The 19,652-nt window shown below is 37.1% G+C and carries 18 protein-coding genes and 1 other annotated feature; of the genes, 15 read left to right on the top strand and 3 right to left on the bottom strand.

The features are described from left to right. Nucleotides 1-4 precede the first annotated feature (4 nt). Nucleotides 5-2,611 (top strand): ATP-dependent chaperone ClpB, encoded by a 2,607-nt coding sequence (gene clpB / locus ACFSUL_RS10935; RefSeq protein ID WP_377935317.1) that lies wholly within the window; start codon nt 5-7, stop codon nt 2,609-2,611. A 54-nt stretch (nt 2,612-2,665) separates the two neighbouring features. On the opposite strand, the gene ACFSUL_RS10930 is transcribed toward clpB, so the two are convergent. Further along, nucleotides 2,666-2,851 (bottom strand): YjzD family protein, encoded by a 186-nt coding sequence (locus tag ACFSUL_RS10930; RefSeq protein ID WP_071413136.1) that lies wholly within the window; start codon nt 2,849-2,851, stop codon nt 2,666-2,668. Between the two features lie 416 nt (nt 2,852-3,267). Here ACFSUL_RS10930 and ACFSUL_RS10925 point away from each other — a divergent pair, with 416 nt between their 5' ends. The 9 genes from ACFSUL_RS10925 (at nt 3,268) to ACFSUL_RS10885 (ending at nt 11,449) form a co-directional block, all read left to right on the top strand. After that, the gene (locus ACFSUL_RS10925; RefSeq protein WP_377935314.1) at nt 3,268-4,011 is read left to right on the top strand and encodes a hydrolase; all 744 of its coding nucleotides are present in this window, start codon (nt 3,268-3,270) and stop codon (nt 4,009-4,011) included. A gap of 211 nt (nt 4,012-4,222) precedes the next feature. Next, nucleotides 4,223-4,969 (top strand): hypothetical protein, encoded by a 747-nt coding sequence (locus ACFSUL_RS10920; RefSeq protein WP_377935312.1) that lies wholly within the window; start codon nt 4,223-4,225, stop codon nt 4,967-4,969. 115 nt (nt 4,970-5,084) lie between these two features. Beyond that, nucleotides 5,085-6,071, top strand: a complete 987-nt coding sequence (locus ACFSUL_RS10915; RefSeq protein WP_377935310.1) for a BMP family ABC transporter substrate-binding protein — start codon at nt 5,085-5,087, stop codon at nt 6,069-6,071. Nucleotides 6,072-6,289: 218 nt separating this feature from the next. Beyond that, nucleotides 6,290-6,481 carry a ComZ family protein gene (locus ACFSUL_RS10910; protein WP_377935308.1) on the top strand — a complete coding sequence of 64 codons (192 nt, stop codon included), beginning with the start codon at nt 6,290-6,292 and terminating at the stop codon, nt 6,479-6,481. 264 nt (nt 6,482-6,745) lie between these two features. Then, entirely contained in the window at nt 6,746-7,681 is a 936-nt protein-coding gene (locus ACFSUL_RS10905) for a beta-ketoacyl-ACP synthase III (protein ID WP_377935306.1), read from the top strand. A gap of 262 nt (nt 7,682-7,943) precedes the next feature. Beyond that, entirely contained in the window at nt 7,944-9,179 is a 1,236-nt protein-coding gene (gene fabF, locus ACFSUL_RS10900) for a beta-ketoacyl-ACP synthase II (protein WP_377935304.1), read from the top strand. 137 nt (nt 9,180-9,316) lie between these two features. Next, nucleotides 9,317-10,078 (top strand): DUF2268 domain-containing protein, encoded by a 762-nt coding sequence (locus tag ACFSUL_RS10895; RefSeq protein WP_377935302.1) that lies wholly within the window; start codon nt 9,317-9,319, stop codon nt 10,076-10,078. A 188-nt stretch (nt 10,079-10,266) separates the two neighbouring features. Beyond that, nucleotides 10,267-10,488 (top strand): hypothetical protein, encoded by a 222-nt coding sequence (locus ACFSUL_RS10890; protein ID WP_071413128.1) that lies wholly within the window; start codon nt 10,267-10,269, stop codon nt 10,486-10,488. A 220-nt stretch (nt 10,489-10,708) separates the two neighbouring features. Next, entirely contained in the window at nt 10,709-11,449 is a 741-nt protein-coding gene (locus ACFSUL_RS10885) for a YjbA family protein (protein WP_377935299.1), read from the top strand. Nucleotides 11,450-11,504: 55 nt separating this feature from the next. Here ACFSUL_RS10885 and trpS read toward each other — a convergent pair whose 3' ends face one another. Both trpS and ACFSUL_RS10875 read right to left on the bottom strand, forming a co-directional pair. Then, on the bottom strand, nt 11,505-12,500 hold the full coding sequence (gene trpS / locus ACFSUL_RS10880; RefSeq protein ID WP_377935297.1) for a tryptophan--tRNA ligase: 996 nt from the start codon (nt 12,498-12,500) through the stop codon (nt 11,505-11,507). A gap of 50 nt (nt 12,501-12,550) precedes the next feature. Next, nucleotides 12,551-12,789 (bottom strand) — a binding site (T-box leader). A 45-nt stretch (nt 12,790-12,834) separates the two neighbouring features. Further along, nucleotides 12,835-13,218, bottom strand: coding sequence for a DUF3899 domain-containing protein (locus tag ACFSUL_RS10875; protein ID WP_377935295.1), 384 nt, complete (start codon nt 13,216-13,218; stop codon nt 12,835-12,837). 493 nt (nt 13,219-13,711) lie between these two features. On the opposite strand from ACFSUL_RS10875, the gene ACFSUL_RS10870 reads away from it, so the two are divergent. The 5 genes from ACFSUL_RS10870 (at nt 13,712) to ACFSUL_RS10850 (ending at nt 19,513) form a co-directional block, all read left to right on the top strand. Next, nucleotides 13,712-15,364, top strand: coding sequence for a peptide ABC transporter substrate-binding protein (locus tag ACFSUL_RS10870; RefSeq protein ID WP_377935292.1), 1,653 nt, complete (start codon nt 13,712-13,714; stop codon nt 15,362-15,364). Nucleotides 15,365-15,540: 176 nt separating this feature from the next. Further along, on the top strand, nt 15,541-16,470 hold the full coding sequence (opp3b, locus tag ACFSUL_RS10865) for an oligopeptide ABC transporter permease (RefSeq protein ID WP_377935290.1): 930 nt from the start codon (nt 15,541-15,543) through the stop codon (nt 16,468-16,470). Beyond that, nucleotides 16,470-17,489 (top strand): oligopeptide ABC transporter permease, encoded by a 1,020-nt coding sequence (gene opp3C / locus ACFSUL_RS10860; RefSeq protein WP_377935288.1) that lies wholly within the window; start codon nt 16,470-16,472, stop codon nt 17,487-17,489. Before opp3b ends, opp3C begins: the two co-directional genes overlap by 1 nt. An 18-nt stretch (nt 17,490-17,507) precedes the next feature. Then, complete coding sequence (locus ACFSUL_RS10855; protein WP_377935286.1) at nt 17,508-18,578, top strand: ABC transporter ATP-binding protein; 1,071 nt, start codon at nt 17,508-17,510, stop codon at nt 18,576-18,578. Then, complete coding sequence (locus ACFSUL_RS10850) at nt 18,578-19,513, top strand: ABC transporter ATP-binding protein (protein ID WP_377935284.1); 936 nt, start codon at nt 18,578-18,580, stop codon at nt 19,511-19,513. Before ACFSUL_RS10855 ends, ACFSUL_RS10850 begins: the two co-directional genes overlap by 1 nt. Nucleotides 19,514-19,652: the final 139 nt, after the last annotated feature.

Raw genomic sequence — 19,652 nt, 5'->3', positions numbered from 1 at the left:
GAAAATGGATATGGAAAACATGACCTATTCTGTTCAAGACGGTTTAGTACAAGCACAGCAATTAGCTAAGGACCATTTGCATACGGATGTAACTGCCTTGCATCTATGGTCTGTATTGTTAAAGAATCCTGATAGCTTGTTGTCATCCATTTATCATAAAGCCGGGATCAGTACGGAGGATTTTTTATCTTATATCGAAGAAAAGCTAGCAGAAAAGCCCTCTGTAAAAGGGGAAAATGTTCAATATGGACAGTATTTTGCTAGTGATTTTCAGCAATTGCTTTCTGACGGTCAAAAACTTCAGAAAGCGATGGGGGATGAATATCTCTCCGTTGAACATATTGTTCTTGCGGTACTTAAGCAAAAACATCATGCCATAACAGAATACGTAAATAAAAGGAATGTGCAAGAAAAAGAAGTTTTTACAATAATAGAAGAATTAAGAGGTGGTGAAAACGTGACAACTCAAAACCCGGAAGTGAAATACGAAGCATTAAAAAAATATGGAAGAGACCTAGTAGCGGAAGTACGTTCAGGAAAGATTGATCCTGTTATCGGACGAGATGGAGAAATTCGCCACGTTATCCGAATTTTGTCCCGAAAGACAAAAAACAACCCAGTACTTATTGGAGAACCAGGAGTTGGAAAAACCGCCATTGTAGAAGGACTGGCCCAACGAATTGTACGAAAAGATGTTCCAGAAGGTCTTAAGGATAAAACTATTTTTGAATTGGATATGAGTTCACTTGTTGCCGGTGCAAAATTCAGAGGGGAATTCGAGGAGCGGTTAAAAGCTGTTCTTACAGAAGTAAAGAAAAGCGAAGGACGTATCCTATTGTTTATTGATGAACTTCATACGATTGTCGGTGCTGGAAAAACAGAAGGAGCAATGGATGCAGGAAATATTTTAAAACCGATGCTTGCAAGAGGAGAGCTTCATTGTATCGGTGCTACAACATTAAATGAATACCGGAAGTACATTGAAAAGGATCCTGCCTTAGAACGCCGCTTCCAGCAAGTTCTTGTACAGGAACCAAACGTAGAAGATACGGTTTCAATCTTACGTGGACTAAAAGATCGATTTGAAATTCATCATGGTGTTAATATTCATGACAGAGCAATAGTAGCGTCTGCTACATTATCAGACCGGTATATATCGGACCGGTTTTTGCCGGATAAGGCAATAGATTTAATTGATGAAGCATGTGCAATGATTCGAACCGAAATTGACTCAATGCCGACCGAATTAGATGAAATCACACGAAAAGTCATGCAATTAGAGATTGAAGAAGCTGCCCTGAAAAAAGAAAAAGATGCTACTAGCAAAGAACGATTGGCTAACCTTCAAGAAGAGCTAGCAAACTTAAAAGAGCAGGCTCACATAATGAAGACAAAATGGGAAAGAGAAAAAGAAGGGATACAAAGACTTCGAGAAAAACGGGAACAACTAGAAAAGCTTCGCAGACAATTGGAAAAAGCGGAAGAAGACTATGATCTAAATAGTGCTGCGGAGCTAAGGCATGGACTTATACCAGAAGCAGAAAAAGAACTCCAGCAAATGGAGAAAGAAATAGCTCAAAAACAAGAAGCGAGACTTGTACGAGAAGAAGTGACAGAAGAAGAAGTTGCCAATATTGTTGCAAGGTGGACCGGTATTCCAGTAACAAAACTCGTAGAAGGGGAAAGAGAAAAGTTATTGAAACTAGAAAGTATTCTACATGAACGAGTTATTGGTCAAGAAGAAGCGGTACAACTTGTAAGTGATGCCGTCATCAGAGCAAGGGCAGGAATCAAAGATCCAAATAGACCAATAGGTTCCTTTATCTTCTTAGGTCCAACGGGTGTTGGGAAAACGGAACTTGCTAAGACATTGGCTCAAGAATTATTCGACAGTGAAGAGCAGATGATTAGGATTGATATGTCGGAGTATATGGAAAAACATGCAGTGTCAAGACTGATTGGAGCCCCTCCTGGTTACGTTGGCTATGAAGAAGGTGGACAGCTAACAGAAGCAATTCGAAGAAAACCTTATTCTGTTATTTTATTAGATGAAATAGAAAAAGCGCATCCAGAAGTATTCAATATTCTTTTGCAGATTTTAGACGATGGCAGAATAACAGACTCTCAAGGTAGAACGATTGATTGTAAAAATACAGTTATCATTATGACATCCAATATTGGTTCTTCCCATCTTTTAGAAAGAAATAAGGGGACGGAGGAGATTGATGAAGAGACGGAAACCTTGGTAATGAAACAGCTACGCGCATCGTTTAGACCAGAGTTTTTAAATAGGATAGATGACATTGTGTTATTTAAGCCTTTAAGTTTAACTAATATAAAGGGCATTATTGAAAAGCTGATAGAAGAGCTGCAACGGAGGCTGAAGGAGCAGAATATTAAAATAGAAATGACGGATGGAGCAAAAGACTTCATTGCAAAGTCTGCTTATGACCCTATTTATGGTGCAAGACCGTTAAAAAGGTATATTCAACGTGAAATTGAAACGAGACTGGCAAGAGAAATTATTAAAGGTGAGATGGCTTTACAAGGGAAGTTAATAATAGACGAAGAAAAGGAAAGTATTGTATTAAAACAAGATAATAAATCATAGAATAGAAAAGCAGCCCACTTCGGCTGCTTCTTTTTTCGACCTTATTTAGTTCCATTAATTATGATCTTCAACTGGCTCATTAGGAAGAATCAGCGTTACAACAAAAACTAAGATGGTTGCTACAACCGCAAGAATAATTCCAGTTTCTAAATGGAACGCTGCACCATTCATCGAACTAACAACGTAGTTTAACATTTCTGTTAATAGCAAAGTCCAAAAGAAGGTCCAAAAAAATCTCATATTCTGTCACCTCGATTCTCTTTAACTCATCTATGTAAAGATGTGAAGAACATTAAATTACAATCTTACTGCTTTTCCTTCTAATCTTACCATAGCTTTCGTGATTAATAAATGTCTAAAAATCAAAAATGTAAGCCTTCCCAACTAATTTTACTCCCCTGTTATATAGTTGTTTGTGAATTAATATATCTCCGTATTAATGACCAGTGTAGACACACTAATAAATAGTATGAATGAAAATAACTTTATTGGTTAGAAGCATACTGTTAATCTCCCAATTTAGAAAGTTTCACTATTCAATAGGCTAATCCCCTTACCAAAACAGACCGCTAACATAATATGTATTGTATCAGTGTGTAAGGAGAACAACGGTGAAGGATGTAATCTTTCACTAGATAATAAAAGGAGAATTCCTGATGAGCAAGCAACTATTTCAACTTGATCAACAATGGTGCAGAATACATTACCCTGAAAGACCAAATGGATTTGCTGTAATGGTGCTAGGGGACCATCATCATTATGTCGATGAGAAGAGCAGCTTTTGGCTACAACAGGATGGAAGAGCAGAATGGATTCAAGAACTAACAAACAAGGGTTATTTAGTATTTTATTCGAACCTATTTGGTCCAAACTGGGGGAGTAATGAAGCTGTTCAACTTGCGCTAAGACTTTATCAGCATGTAAAGCGGAATGAAATTATTAATGGGAAAATTCATATACTTGCAGAAGGCATGGGGGCATTAGTTTTTAAAAATCTTTATCCCAAAATGAAAGATGACTTAAGGTCTGCTGTATTACTTTCCCCTTGTGTATCGCTATATGAGCATTTTCAGCAAGAGAGAGAGCAAAAATTCTTTTATAAGAAGTTAGTGAAAGAAGTCTCAGAGGCGTTTCAGATTCGAGAAAAAGATTGTTTATCTAGTATAAAGAAAGAAGTAAACGACCACATGGTTTTCAATCAATTTGAACTGCCAATTTATATTATACAATGGACTTCACTTAATCGATATAAAAATCAATTTTCTCTCGTAAAAAAAATATATAAAGAGAGAGTAGCTAATTCTCTTCCGACAGACCTGTTTTATGTGTTGCCGGAAAAGAGGTACAGTATTGGCAGAAAATTTATCTCTTACTTTACTTTACATGAAAAAGTATTATAAAAGGCTAATCCAAAAGTCAATTCTGTGCCTAATTGGGCCTAGTTACTCACGCATGAAAATCATATCCTTGAAATAACAGCATATTTTCGTCGTGAGGGCCTTATCTTCAAAGGAAATGCGCCGTTTTGGGAAAGAGTACAGGTTTTTGTGCCTAAGGATTATTAGACGGACTCCATGTAAGCGGAACTTAGATAGAAAGTGGTGAAGTAGTATGAATCATGCTGTTGTATTAGCTGCACAACAATTTCTTGGTTTTGAACTATGTTCTGTACTTCTTGAAAAGGGTTGGAGTGTAACGGCTATAGATGATAGCCCAAGTACAGGGGATAAGTGGATGGGAATAGGGAGAAATTCGAATGTCGAGTACAACTCATACCTAGAGTGGGATAAAAAAATAGCGGAGGAAAGCATAATATTTATCCCGTATTATGATTTATTGGGGAAGGGGGATATTTCTTGTTTAGAAAAAATGACGGATCAGCTGAAAAAAGGAAATTACTCCAACTCATCTGTTGTGCAACTGTTTCCGACGGTTCCGATCCTTATTGGTAAAAAAGATATGTCTGTCAATAGTAGTAGGAATGTAACGACGATTTATCTTCCAACTTTATACGGCCCTCATCAACCGTCAGCATTTTTATATTCTCAAGTTCTTAAGAATAAGGTGGACAATATGGAGAAGGTACAATACGTTGATGATGAATCTTCAGCGATTTATATAAAGGATGCAGCAAATATTATCGTTGAGAAATCTACTACACATAAAACATATCAATTAGAGTCCGAAGGGGAAAACAGCTGGGAAGAAGCACTTTCTTTGTTAACTTCTAATACGATACCCACAAAAAGCAAAGAGTTAACGAAAAAGGGAATTAAACTTACAATCAAATCAAGCCTATCCCCAAAAGAAATTTTGCAAGAACAAAAGAGGTGGTCGGAATTAGCAGAAATGGAATAAGCCGAAATAACTCTTTTCAGTAGCCGTAGTCACAGGTAAAATAGAAGTGGTGGTAAATTGTAATAGCTCTTAACGTATTTTTTACGCTGCATCGCCTTTAAAGGAGTTGCTGCATATGACAAAAAAGATCTTATTTCCATTTCTCTTTCTTTTTATTATCGGAGTAGCCGGATGCTCTAATGCTGGTACTTCTGGGGAGATACAAAGTGTTGGTTTACTAGTTCCTGAAACAATAAATGATGGAGTTTGGGGAACGAAAGGTTATAAAGGCCTTTTATCCATTCAATCAAACTATGATGTAGACGTATATTACAAAGAGGGCATACACACCAAACAAGCTGTGGAGCAAGCGATAAAAGAGTATAAAGAAAACGATGTTAACCTAATTTTCGGTCATGGTAGTGAGTATAATGAGTTTTTTAATAATGTAGCTTCTAACTATCCAAAGACACATTTTGTGAGTTTTAATGGAGAAGCAACAGAAAAAAATACAACAAGCTTAAAATTTGCTGGGTATGCAATGGGCTTTTTTGGAGGAATGACAGCTGCACATTATTCAAAGAGTGATAAAATAGGCGTTATCGCTGCATATGAATGGCAGCCGGAAGTTCAAGGCTTTTTAGAAGGAGCAAAGTTTGAAAACAAGGATATAGAGGTAAGATTAGAGTATACCCATAATTGGGGCGATCAAAAAGTAGCCTTAAACCTTTTAGACTCCATGATTGAAAATAATGTAGATGTTGTTTATCCGGCAGGAGACGGTTATAATGTTTCTGTAATTGAAAAAATAAAAGAAGAAGGCCTTTATGCAATTGGTTATGTATCCGACCAGTCAGATTTAGGTGAGTCGACTGTACTAACAAGTACCGTTCAACATGCGGACAAGCTATATGAAATTGTAGCAAGAAAATTCTCAAACGGAGAACTGCCATCGGGAAATATTAATTTTGATTTTCAAGATGGTGCAATATCAATGGGGAAATTTAGTCCAGATATCTCCAAGGACTTTAAAAAAGAAATGAAGAAACATATCGAAACGTATATTGAAACTGGAAAATTACCAAATGGAAAGAAAAGCGGAAGCGGCTCGCCCAGCTCGTGAAGAAAATAGGAAATGCCCCAAAAGGCGCCTTTTGCCTTTGGGTGGATTTATCTTTTTCCCAACGAGCTAGCCGCTGGAGCTAGACAAAAGAAAAGCGGAAGCGGCTCGCCCAGCTCGTGAAGAAAATAGGAAATGCCCAAAAGGCGCCTTTTGCCTTTGGGTGGATTTATCTTTTTCCCAGCAAGCTAGCCGCTGGAGCTAAAAAAGGAGCTTACAGTATGAACGAAGATAAAACAATGCAATTTATGCAACTAGCTATGAAATACTTACCAGAAGCAAAACAAAAATTTGATGAAGCAGGGATTGAGGTCTCTGTTGAAATGCTTCAACCATTTATGTCTCTTTTTACAAAAGTAATGAACGAGGCATATGAGTTAGGAAAACAGGATGCATTACATAATGAAGAATAATTATTAGTAAAAAGCTTGCCAATTGCCAGTTTTATGGTTTATGGCAAGCTTTTTTATTGAATATTATTTACAACTATTCATTATAGTTGTTTGACTCATTTTTGGAAGAATAGTAAAAAATAATTGCAGAAATGATTGTTTATGGTAAAATTAGTACCAAGTCATAATAATTACTAATAATCATTGGTTATGAATAAAATATTAACTAATTCTTTTACCTGATAATTGAGTTGAAAAATAAAAAGGAAAGCAGGGGATGCCAAAATGAACACAGGAATTATTGGAATCGGCCGTTATCTTCCTGAAAAAGTAGTTACAAATGAAGACCTTGAAAAAATTATGGATACATCAGACGAATGGATTCGTACAAGAACGGGAATTGAGGAACGTAGAATAGCAGATGATAGCGTGGATACATCAGATATGGCGTATGAGGCTGCCAAGCAAGCAATTGAAAAAGCTGGAATTAATCCAGAAGATATTGACATGATTTTAGTTGCGACTGTCACACCTGATCAACCGTTTCCATCCGTTTCCGCAATGTTACAAGAAAAACTGGGAGCAAAAAAAGCTGCTGCAATGGATTTAAGTGCGGCGTGTGCAGGTTTTATGTATGGTATGATAACGGCGAAACAGTTTATTGAAAATAATGCCTATAAACACATCCTAATTGTTGGGGTTGAAAAGCTTTCCAAAATTACGAATTGGGAAGATCGTAACACAGCAGTATTATTTGGTGATGCAGCTGGTGCAGTCGTAATGGGACCAGTATCGGAGGGAAAAGGAATACTAGCTTTTGAACTTGGTGCTGATGGTTCGGGCGGCAAGTACTTATACCAGGATGGCCCGCATCTTTTTATGAATGGTAGAGAAGTATTTAAGTTCGCTGTACGCCAAATGGGTGAATCAAGTTTAAATGTTATTGAAAAAGCAGGTTTGAAAAAAGAGGATGTAGATTTTCTTATACCTCACCAGGCAAATATACGTATTATGGAATCAGCAAGACAGCGGCTAGAATTGCCAGTTGAAAAAATGTCAAAAACGGTTCATAAATATGGGAACACTTCAGCAGCATCTATACCAATATCAATCGTTGAAGATTTAGAGGCGGGTAGAATAAAAGACAATGATGTTATAGTGATGGTCGGCTTTGGTGGAGGCCTCACGTGGGGTGCCATTGCAATGCGTTGGGGATGCTAAAGTAATATCTTACTAAAAAATATAGTAGATCGGCGGAAATAGATGCCGGTTATCTTACAAAATAAGAAAGTATAAAAATGATTACGTTGATGTCTGGTTCCAGCGCCTAGCTCGTCTGAGGTCATAAGCCAAGCATCCCAAAAAGGCAAAGAGCGCCTTTCCGAGGTGCTCGTCTTATGCTTGTCAGGTCTGTTCAAGGCGCTTCCGCTTTTCTTAAATATCACAAGCAAGAATATATCTGATGCAAAGGAGATGAACGATTATGGATAAGAAACGTGTAGTAGTTACAGGAATTGGTGCTGTAACCCCTCTTGGGAATAATGTAGAAACAACTTGGGAAAATATAGTAGCTGGTAAATCTGGGGTCGGCCCTTTAACAAGACTAAATGCAGATGACTACCCTGCAAAAGTTGCAGCAGAATTGAAAGATTTTGATCCAGAAAGTTATGTAGAACGTAAAGAAGCTCGTAAAATGGATCGTTTTACACAATATGCGGTGGCAGCTTCCATGATGGCAATCGAAAATTCGAAGCTTGAAATTAATGAGGAAAATGCCCATCGAGTAGGTGTGTGGATTGGTTCCGGAATTGGTGGATTGGAAACATTTGAAAATCAATTTGAAACATTCCAAAAGCGTGGTTATCGCCGAGTAAGTCCTTTCTTCGTACCTATGATGATTCCGGATATGGCAACGGGACAGGTTTCCATCTTATTAGGCGCAAAGGGAGTTAACTCTTGTACTGTTACTGCTTGTGCAACAGGGACAAACTCAATTGGTGATGCTTTTAAAGTCATTCAGCGTGGTGATGCTGATGCTATGATTACTGGTGGAGCAGAATCTCCTATTACTAGAATGTCGGTAGCTGGTTTCTGTGCAAACACAGCGTTATCGACTAATACTGACCCTGAAAAAGCTTCAAGACCATTTGATGCAAACCGTGATGGTTTTGTAATGGGAGAGGGTGCAGGAATTGTCGTGATCGAAGAATTAGAACACGCTATAAAACGCGGTGCGCCTATTTATGCTGAAATTGTCGGCTACGGTTCTACAGGTGATGCTTACCATATTACAGCACCAGCACCTGGAGGAGAAGGCGGAGCGAGAGCTATGAAGATGGCACTTGATGATGGTGGTGTACGTCCAGAAGAGTTGCAATATATCAACGCTCATGGAACGAGTACACAGTATAATGATAAATACGAAACAATGGCAGTGAAAGAAGTGTTTGGGGAACATGCTTACAAATTGGCAATGAGTTCGACTAAATCGATGACGGGTCATTTACTTGGAGCAGCTGGTGGAATAGAAGCAATTTTTTCTGTATTAGCATTGAAAGAAGGAATTCTACCACCAACTATTAATATCGAAACCCCTGATCCTGACTGTGATCTTGATTATGTTGCGAACGGTGCACGTAAACAAGAAATCCAATATGCAATGAGTAATTCACTTGGATTCGGTGGTCACAATGCAACCCTCGTATTCAAAAAATATTAAAAGAAATAAGACCAAAAAGCTAACTCGATTACGAGTTAGCTTTTTTAGGTCCGTCCCTTGTTATGGGAACGCGTTAAAGTGACGAGGGACGGACCTTCTACATAGTATGGTTTAAAAGTTGCAAAAGGGGGATGCTTGTGGCCGTTGTACCGACTTTAGAGTGGTTAGAAAAGTCATTTTATAAGCCTTTGGCGTTGCTAGAGAATACTCGGGCACCTAAAAAAGAATTATCTTCCTTCTATCAGTATTTGCAAGAACATGGAATGTTTCGACCATCAAGTCAAGCGGAACATACATTTAAACAACTACAAGTTCAATGTGTATGGGAGTTGTTTTCGGATTTTGAAAAGAAATATCAAAAGCAATGGAACGGTCCTGATGTACCAATATATATATTTCCCGTTCAAGAAACGAGTGGTCTATTCCGGGCACGTACTAGAAAATCTGGTGTTTCGTTTCGAGATAAAATCTTCTTTTTTTTATCAGGAGGGTTAGAGGAAAAAGAATACGAAGCATTATTTGTTCATGAGTACCATCATTGCACAAGAATGAACAAATTAAAAATGGAAGATCGTCAATATACATTATTAGACTCTGTTATATTTGAAGGCCTAGCTGAATATGCAGTAGAAGAGTATTGCGGAGAAAAATATAAAGCATCATGGACAAAAACCTATTCCCCTAGGCAATTAGAGCAATTCTGGAAACAGTATATTAAAAAGGAACAACATATTAAAAATACGGACGAAAAACACAATCAATTGCTGTTAGGGAAGGGGCTATATCCGAGGATGTTAGGGTATTGTGTGGGGTATTATTTAATTGAAACATATAATAGTAAGAAAAAGTTGAAAACTACTGATTTATTAGGAAAACCATCAACAGATTTTATACCTTAGAAATTATGCTGAGCTACACCAAAACATAAGTACGAGCGACTATTACTCAACAAATAGTGGGGGCAAAAAATCCCCACTGTTTTGAAGTTACTTCATTGGGGGGATTTGTCATATCTTCCTTTCCAAATCATAAAATTAAATAAAGCGTATAAGGACGAGCACTAAATAAAGCGGTAAAGGCGGAAGGTATGGTGTTTCAAATGTTTTTATTATGTGTTGGATTTGGACTAGCTGTAGCAGGCGGTGTTAGTATAATCATCTATTTGAACCTTCTCACAACAGGAATTACCTTTACTGACTATCTTCTTTTTGTATCGACAAGGTTAGAGTGTTACCTGTTTATTATTGGAATTATGATCATATCTATTGCTATTTACTTTCCAAGGAAAAAAAATAATCACACACTTTAAAATCGATTTGGTTATTAAGGAATAAATTAACTTTTATCTGCCTATACTGATGGATAAAGTGAAACTTCAATCAATGGGGATTCCCCGCTGATTGTTAGTTGAACTAATCGGGCGTTGCGGCTAGTCGCCTCCACCAATGCTTCTCTGATTCCTCAAGTCTTGAGGTGGGGGGACTGCTCGTTAATGCGGGATAAATAGAGATTGAAGTGAGGGGTCAATCATGTTGTATCTTCATGATGTATGGGTAAATTGGTTCGAAGGTGAAGAAAACGGATATAATGTTTGCCATTTTCATGAATGGCGCAAGGAAGACGTTATTGAATTATTGGATCAAGTTCCTCTAGTAAAAGTAAATACTACCCTGTTTCATTACATCGAGAATGATCTATCTGAGTTACCTCAACAACTATTAAATGATGTATATCAAAAAGCATATTTAAGAAAAAATCATGAGCGAATTCAGCAAGATTATTGTTTTGTAGTCACAGATGGGACAGGCATTCTCGCGGTAGATACGATTGGATATACAATTCCAATTAGAAAAAGCAGATTGATACCGCGTCAAGAGCAACTAGTATATGAAATGGTAGAAGGTCAAGAGGAAATTTGCTATTCAATTCAATCAGAGGAAAAAGATTATCACATTTTATCTCCTAGTCCACATATTATGAGTGGACTGACACGTAAGGAGAGGCAGTTGAAACAACTGTTATTTATGGCACTAGATCAACTATATAGTGCTAAAAACACATCTGAAATCAGGTATTGGTACACAGAGTGGGCGCCAGAACGATACCGAGCAATACAACAAATGGATTTTGAAGAAATCTGGCAGATGTTTTATGAAGAAACAAAAGATGGCTGGACAGAAAAACATTCAAGACTATGCGAGAACTTAATAAAAGGACAACCATTTTTTGAAAAACTTTGGGAAATGGAAAATAGGCCAAAAGTAAATTAAAGAAGTCGCCAAGTTTATTATGATAATAAACTTGGCGACTTCTTTATATTAATGTCTATTTTTTTCGTGCTTTTCTTCCTAATCCCATTGCTTTTTCCATTTTATTCACCATTTTAGAAGCAGTAAAGTTTGCTTTTTCTGCACCTTTATCTAAAATATCATCAAGCTCTGTAGATTCAATTAACTCATAATATCTATCCTGTATAGGCTTAATGGTATCAATGACAACTTTTGCAAGGTCACCTTTAAATTCTCCATAGCCTTTTCCATCGTATTTTTTTTCTAATTCTTCGATAGATGTACCTTCTAAAATAGAATAGATAGAAAGTAAATTAGAAACACCGGGTTTATTTTCCTTATCGTATTTTACAATTCCATCAGAGTCGGTAACAGCACTTTTTATTTTTTTCTCAATCTGCTTAGGTTCATCTAATAGCGTAATAAACGCTTTTTTATTTGCATCAGATTTACTCATTTTTTTTGTTGGTTCTTGAAGCGACATAACTCTTGCGCCAACTTCGGGAATGCGCACATCCGGAACGGTAAAAATGTCATTGTACTTCCGGTTAAAACGTTCCGCAAGGTCACGAGTTAACTCTAAGTGTTGTTTCTGATCTTCTCCAACTGGTACAAGATCTGCACCATACAACAAAATATCTGCTGCCATTAACGGTGGATATGTTAATAAACCGGCAGAAACTGCTTCTTTCCCCTCCGATTTATCTTTGAACTGTGTCATTCTTTCCAGTTCCCCAATATAGGATACACATTGTAACATCCAGCCCGCTTGAGCATGTGCAGGAACTTCTGACTGAATAAATAAAGTTGATTTGTCAGGGTCAATCCCGCTTGCTAAATAAAGAGCCGCAAGACTGCGAATGTTTTTACGCAGTTCCATTTTGTCCTGAGGAACGGTTATTGCATGTTGATCTACTACACAAAAATAACAATTGTATTCCTTTTGCAATTCTACAAACTGTTTCATCGCTCCAATGTAGTTGCCAAGTGTAATCGTTCCACTTGGTTGAATTCCACTGAAAATTGTCTTCATCTTAAACTTCCTCCTAAAAATAAAAATAAAAAACCATTCGTCCCTATGAAAATAGGGACGAATGGTTTTGGATCCGCGGTGCCACCCTAAGTGTCTATATATAACTATAGACCACTTTAGTCCATGCATTTACATGGGCCTCCTTAACGAAAGGCAATCGTTACGAACTACTTTCATTTCATCCGTAAAGCTCCAAAGTCCATTCCATTCAGCTGAATACTTGTTTTCAGCAACCACAAGCTCTCTACAATTCAAACATGAATGTACTACTCTTTATCATCACATTTTATAAACTTATTAGGTAAAAAAATTATAATAAAAAGTGGAACGTAAATCAAGTAAAGAAGAGAAAAGACACTACCAAAGATAGCAGAAAACTTCCTCCGCCTACAAGAAGAAGGGGTTTTGTAATGGAATAACTTCTTTTTACGTTATATTCTTCATAAATTTCTTTTGTTTCATCTAGATCATCAAATTGTGAAACATATTTACCTTTTTTGGTATTCTTCCGAAATCGTTTAAAGGCGTAGGAAATGCCATTAAAAAATCCTTGTTCCATTATAAACAAAAATGCACCTAAGCATAGGAAGAGCATTCCTACCGCGAAAAAATTATTAACTAAGGCAATGTGATAAGGTTCGCTTTGGAAAAATGGAGCGCTGATCGAAAAGAGTAATAATAAACCTATTAATAGTAAAGAATACTTGGATGTTTTCATAAATCTCCTTAACCATTTTTGATAAAAGTATACCGTATTTATCGAAACAAATTCAACTTTCATTTATATATATACAAGAAATTAATCTATTTAACTCCTGACTGCACTGATTTCTATCCTTTATGGAAACTTGTAAGTTCAACTAATTATCAAACAATTAAGAGGATACTAATAATTAAATAGCATCAGTATAAATATACTAAGTTTTTAATAAAAATTATATTAATAAATAAATTTTTGTTAAAAATAATATAAAAAACCCTAGTTAAAAACAAGTGGAATGTAATAAATGTAATAATTGTAATGATTAAACTTCCTTATATATTAAATGTGAACGTTGGTATGACAGGGTTATTTCTTTGAATCTACTAATTTTAAAAAAATCTGTTAAATTTTTATTGCAATAATTTCTGGTTGTTGTATAATAAGTAACAAATCTTCTGAAAATTAGAAGATAAATAAATATGAGATATAAGAGGAGGGCAATTTCATCATGAAGAAAAAGTTTTCATTTCTTCTAGTGCTGCTTCTTGCACTTAGTACCTTTTTAGCTGCTTGTGGTGGCGGAGAAGATTCTAGTGAAGAAGATAGCGGAGACTCTGGCGATAAGCAGGAGAAAAAAGAACAAGTACTTAATCTTACTGAGTCTGCAGAGATTCCATCAATGGATACGGTTCTTGCAACAGATGCCGTTTCATTCAACGTAATGAACAACGTATTTGAAGGACTTTATCGTTTAGGTGAAAATGATGAGCCGGTTCTTGGTATGGCTGCAGAAGAGCCAGAAATCAGTGAAGATGGTAAAACATACACATTTAAACTTCGTGACGCAGAATGGTCAAATGGAGATCCTGTTACTGCTCACGACTTCGTTTACGCTTGGCAAAAAGCATTAAATCCAGATACTGCTGCAGAATATGCATACATTATGTATGATCTTAAAAATGCTGCAAAAATAAACGCTGGTGAGCTTCCGGTAGAAGAGCTAGGTGTTAAAGCAATTGATGACAAAACATTAGAAGTACAACTTGAAACAACTGTTCCTTACTTCAAAGGGTTACTAACTTTCGGAACTTTCATGCCACAAAATCAAAAATTTGTTGAAGCACAAGGAGATCAATACGGCCTTGAGGCAGATACATTAATTTACAATGGTCCATTCACGCTTTCAGAGTGGAAACATGAACAAAGCTTCCAACTTTCTAAAAATGATTCTTATTGGGATGCTGAAACAGTTCAACTTAAAGAAATTAACTTTAATATCGTTAAAGATGTAGCAACTGGAGTTAATCTTTATGAAACTGGAAAAGTAGATCTTGCAGGTCTTAATGCAGAGTTCGTTGATAAATTCAAAGATGATGAAGACTTCATGACTAATGCAGAAACATCTGTATACTTCCTACGTTTAAACCAGAAGAATGAATTATTTGCGAATGTAAATGCACGTAAAGCAATTGATGCTGCTTATGATAAACAAGGTTTAGTTGATGTACTATTGAACAATGGTTCTATGCCTGCGTACTATTTAGTACCAAAAGATTTCGTTACTGGTCCAGATGGAACAGAATACCGTGAAACTGCTGGTGAATTCGGTGGCTATGATCCTGAAAAAGCTGCAGAATACTGGGCTAAGGCAAAAGAAGAACTTGGAAAAGATACTTTTGAAATTGAGCTATTAAACTATGATTCTGAAAGCTCTAAGAAAATCGGAGAATTCTTAAAAGAAGAACTAGAAACTAACTTAGAAGGCTTAAGTGTTTCTATTTCTCAACAACCATTCAAGCAAAAACTTGATTTAGAAACGAAAGGTAACTACGATATGTCTTACGCTGGTTGGGGTCCAGATTATCCAGATCCAATGACGTTCATTGACATGTTTGTAACTGGTGGATCTCATAACCAAATGGACTACTCTAACGAAGAATTTGACAAGTTAGTTCAAGATGCAAAATCTACACTTCTTAGTGATGAGCAAGCTCGTTGGGATGCATTAGTAGAAGCAGAAAGAATCTTACTTGAAGAAGATCAAGCAATCAGTCCTATGTTCCAACAAGGTAAATCATTCCTTCAACAAGAATATGTAAAAGATTTATACCGTCATTCATTCGGTGCTGATTTCAGCTACAAATGGACACATATTGAGTAATAATCGCAATAAGTGAAGAAAATCTTCAAAAGGAGAGTATATGCGAGGAGCATATACTCTCCTTTTCCACTGATTGTCGAAAAAAGTCACAATTTAATAAATTTATTGAAAATTCGTCGAAATCGGATATAATATAATTGTTGGAATAAAAAAAGATAAAAAAGGGGGGCTAAAGAATGGTCAAATATACAATTCAACGTGTTGTTTACATGATCATAACTTTGCTTTTAATTGCAACTGCCACTTTCTTTCTGATGAAGCTCCTTCCTGGATCGCCTCTCACTAATCAAGAAAGGTTATCTCCAGAACAACAACAAATTATTCTGGATAAATACGGTCTTAATGACCCTCTCCCTGTGCAATACGTAAATTATATGACAAACCTGGTGCAAGGTGACTTGGGTCTGTCATTCCAATACGATAACCGACCGGTAACAGCTATCATCGGTGACCGCATTGGTCCTTCCGCACAACTTGGCTTCCAAGCTATGGTTCTAGGTACAATTGTAGGTATTCTATTAGGTATTGTTGCAGCATTAAAACATAACACATGGGCGGACTACGGAGCCACAGTGCTGGCGGTACTTGGTATTTCGATTCCATCTTTTGTATTTGCAGCTCTTTTACAATATGTAGTTGGGGTACAGCTTGAATGGCTGCCAGTAGCTCTTTGGGGAGAATTCAAGCATACGATACTTCCAACACTAGCTCTTACAGTAAGTGTTGTTGCAACGGTTGCACGTTACATGCGTACAGAGATGATTGAAGTATTAGGCTCAGATTATATCCTTCTAGCAAAAGCGAAGGGGATATCACAAACAGCAACTGTATTCAAACACGCAGTTCGTAATGCGATGATTCCAATTATTACAATCATGGGACCTATGACAGTATCAGTTATGACTGGTTCACTCGTTGTTGAGAGAATCTTTGCTGTACCTGGTTTAGGGGAACAATTCGTTCTTTCCATTAACACGAATGACTATACAGTAATTATGGGTACTACATTATTCTTTAGTGTTCTGTTTATTGGTGTCATTTTCTTAGTGGACATCCTTTATGGCGTTATTGATCCGCGTATACGTCTGGCTGGAGGGAAGAAATAATGGAAAAAAACAAAAAGCAACTTGATCAACTTAGTCCTGACCTCTTCCAACGAAAATTATCAGACGGAGAGGCAGCGGAAAAAATACAAAAACCAAGTTTGAGTTTCTGGAAAGACGCTTGGATTAGATTATTGAAAAATAAAGGTGCGATTGCTGGACTTATTATGCTAGTCATTTTAATTCTTATGGCAATCGTTGGTCCTTATATGACTGGTCGCGATTACAGTGATCAAAATATACGTCATGCAAAATTACCACCTAAAATTGAAACTCTATCTTTTATACCTTGGTTTGATGGTAAGGATGGCGATGGTTTTGACGTATATGAATCTCGCAAAATTGAGGAAAACTACTGGTTCGGTACGGATGACTTAGGTCGTGATTTATTTACACGTACATGGCAAGGTACACGAATCTCACTATATATCGGGGTTCTTGCCGCTGTAATTGATTTCTTAATTGGTATCGCCTACGGAGGAATTTCTGGTTTCTATGGCGGGCGAATAGATGATATTATGCAACGGATTGTCGAGATATTAGTAGGTATTCCAAACTTAGTTGTTGTTATTCTCTTTATCCTCGTATTTGATCCGGGAATATTTTCAATAACGATGGCGATGGTAATAACCGGATGGGTAACGATGGCGCGGATTGTCCGTGGACAAATTCTTCAACAAAAAAATCAGGAGTATGTATTGGCATCACAGACACTAGGTGCTACGAATAATCGATTAATATTTAAACATTTATTACCAAATGTTATGGGACCTGTTATCATTACAACAATGTTTACGGTTCCAAGTGCAATTTATACCGAAGCATTCCTTAGCTTTATCGGACTGGGAATTCAGCCGCCACTAGCATCATTAGGGTCACTAGTTAATGAAGGGTATCGTTCGATTCAATCTTTCCCTCATATGATGATGATTCCATCAGTGGTAATTTCATTAGTAATCTTAAGTTTTAACTTATTGGCTGATGGTCTACGTGACGCACTAGATCCGAAAATGCGTAAGTAATAGAAGGAGGAATTTGATATGTCCAGAATATTAGATGTAAAAAACCTGCATGTCTCCTTCGATACGTATGGAGGAGAAGTCAAAGCTGTTCGCGGCGTAGATTTTCACCTAGAAAAAGGGGAAACCCTTGCGATTGTTGGAGAATCTGGCTCAGGTAAATCTGTTACAACAAAAGCGTTAATGAGATTAATCCCGAACCCACCAGGCTACATTAAGCATGGTGAGATGATCTTTGAAGGTAAAGATTTAGCGAAAGCTTCCGAAAAAGAAATGCAAAAAATTCGTGGGAAAGATATTTCAATGATCTTCCAGGATCCAATGACATCTTTAAACCCTACGATGACAGTCGGAAATCAAATTATCGAACCGTTAGTGAAGCACCAAAACATGAGCAAAGCAGATGCGAAAAAACGTGCAATTGAATTAATGAAGCTCGTTGGACTACCGAATCCGGAAGCAAGGTTTAAACAATACCCGCATCAATTTTCGGGCGGTCAACGCCAACGTGTGGTAATTGCGATTGCCCTTGCATGTAATCCAAAAATTTTAATTGCAGATGAGCCAACAACGGCATTAGACGTTACGATACAAGCACAAATTTTAGAGTTAATGAAAGATTTACAAAATAAGATTGAAACATCTATTATCTTTATCACTCATGATTTAGGTGTTGTAGCAAATGTTGCTGATCGAGTTGCAGTTATGTATGGTGGGCAAATTGTGGAAAGTGGAACAGTAGACGAGATTTTTTATGATCCACGTCACCCGTATACATGGGGGCTGTTAGGTTCGATGCCTACTTTAGAAACAAATGATGAGGTACAATTAACGGCTATTCCAGGGACGCCACCTGACTTGTTAAATCCTCCAAAAGGGGATGCATTTGCGCTTCGAAGTGAATACGCATTGCAAATTGACTTTGAACAAGAGCCACCAACATATCAAATCTCTGATACACATTTTGTTAGATCTTGGTTATTACATCCGAATGCACCTAAAGTTGAGCCACCTGAAGCTGTAAAAGTAAGACAAAGAAAGATGCCTTCTAACTTTAAGGAGCCAGTGCTAGTTGAGGAGGTACAAGTATAATGGCAGAAAAATTATTAGAAATAAAAAATTTAAAACAACATTTTAACCCTGGTAAACCGAACATGGTTAAAGCAGTAGACGGAGTGTCTTTTGACATTTACCGTGGAGAAACACTTGGACTTGTTGGTGAATCTGGTTGTGGTAAATCAACAACCGGTCGTACTATTATCCGTTTATATAATGCCACTGATGGTCAAGTATTGTTTGATGGAGATGACGTACATGGTAAGAAATCAAGAGCCGAATTAAAAAAATTCAACCGTAAAATGCAAATGATTTTCCAAGATCCGTATGCATCTTTAAACCCTCGTTTGAAAGTAGAAGATATCATTGCGGAAGGCATCGATATTCACGGGTTAGCTTCTTCTAAGGACGAGCGTCGAAAAAAAGTTCATGAGTTGCTAGAAACGGTAGGGCTTAACCGAGAGCATGCTAATCGTTTCCCTCATGAATTCTCAGGAGGACAACGTCAGCGTATAGGTATTGCTCGTGCGTTAGCTGTAGACCCTGAATTCATTATCGCAGACGAACCTATTTCCGCACTGGATGTTTCCATTCAGGCTCAAGTTGTAAACCTTTTGAAGGAATTACAAAAAGAAAAAGGGTTGACTTATCTGTTTATTGCCCATGACCTTTCTATGGTGAAATACATTAGTGATCGAATCGGTGTAATGTATTTCGGTAAATTAGTCGAATTAGCACCAAGTGATGCACTTTATAAAAATCCACTTCACCCTTATACACAGTCATTGCTTTCTGCTATACCACTTCCAGATCCTGAGTATGAGCGTACACGCAGCAGAAAGGAATATGACCCTGCAGTTCATAACTACACCGAAGCTGAGAAGTTGGAAATGCGCGAAGTTGCACCAGGGCATTTTGTTTACTGTTCGGAAAAGGAATTTAAGCAGTATCAAGCGCAGTATAAACATTAAAAGTCTTTAAGGTTTTCCCAAGAAATTTTTTGGGAAAACCTTTTTTATTTTCAAAGGGGGATAGTGTTAGTATATGGCTCTATAATATTTGTTGGGGTTAACACACAATAGAAGGCAAAATAAAACACGCAACCTTCCC

It is taken from the genome of Bacillus seohaeanensis (assembly GCF_042684945.1).
In the GTDB taxonomy this organism is placed as follows: Bacteria; Bacillota; Bacilli; order Bacillales; family Bacillaceae_B; genus Rossellomorea; species Rossellomorea seohaeanensis.
This window is presented reverse-complemented; position numbering and strand designations above follow the sequence as displayed.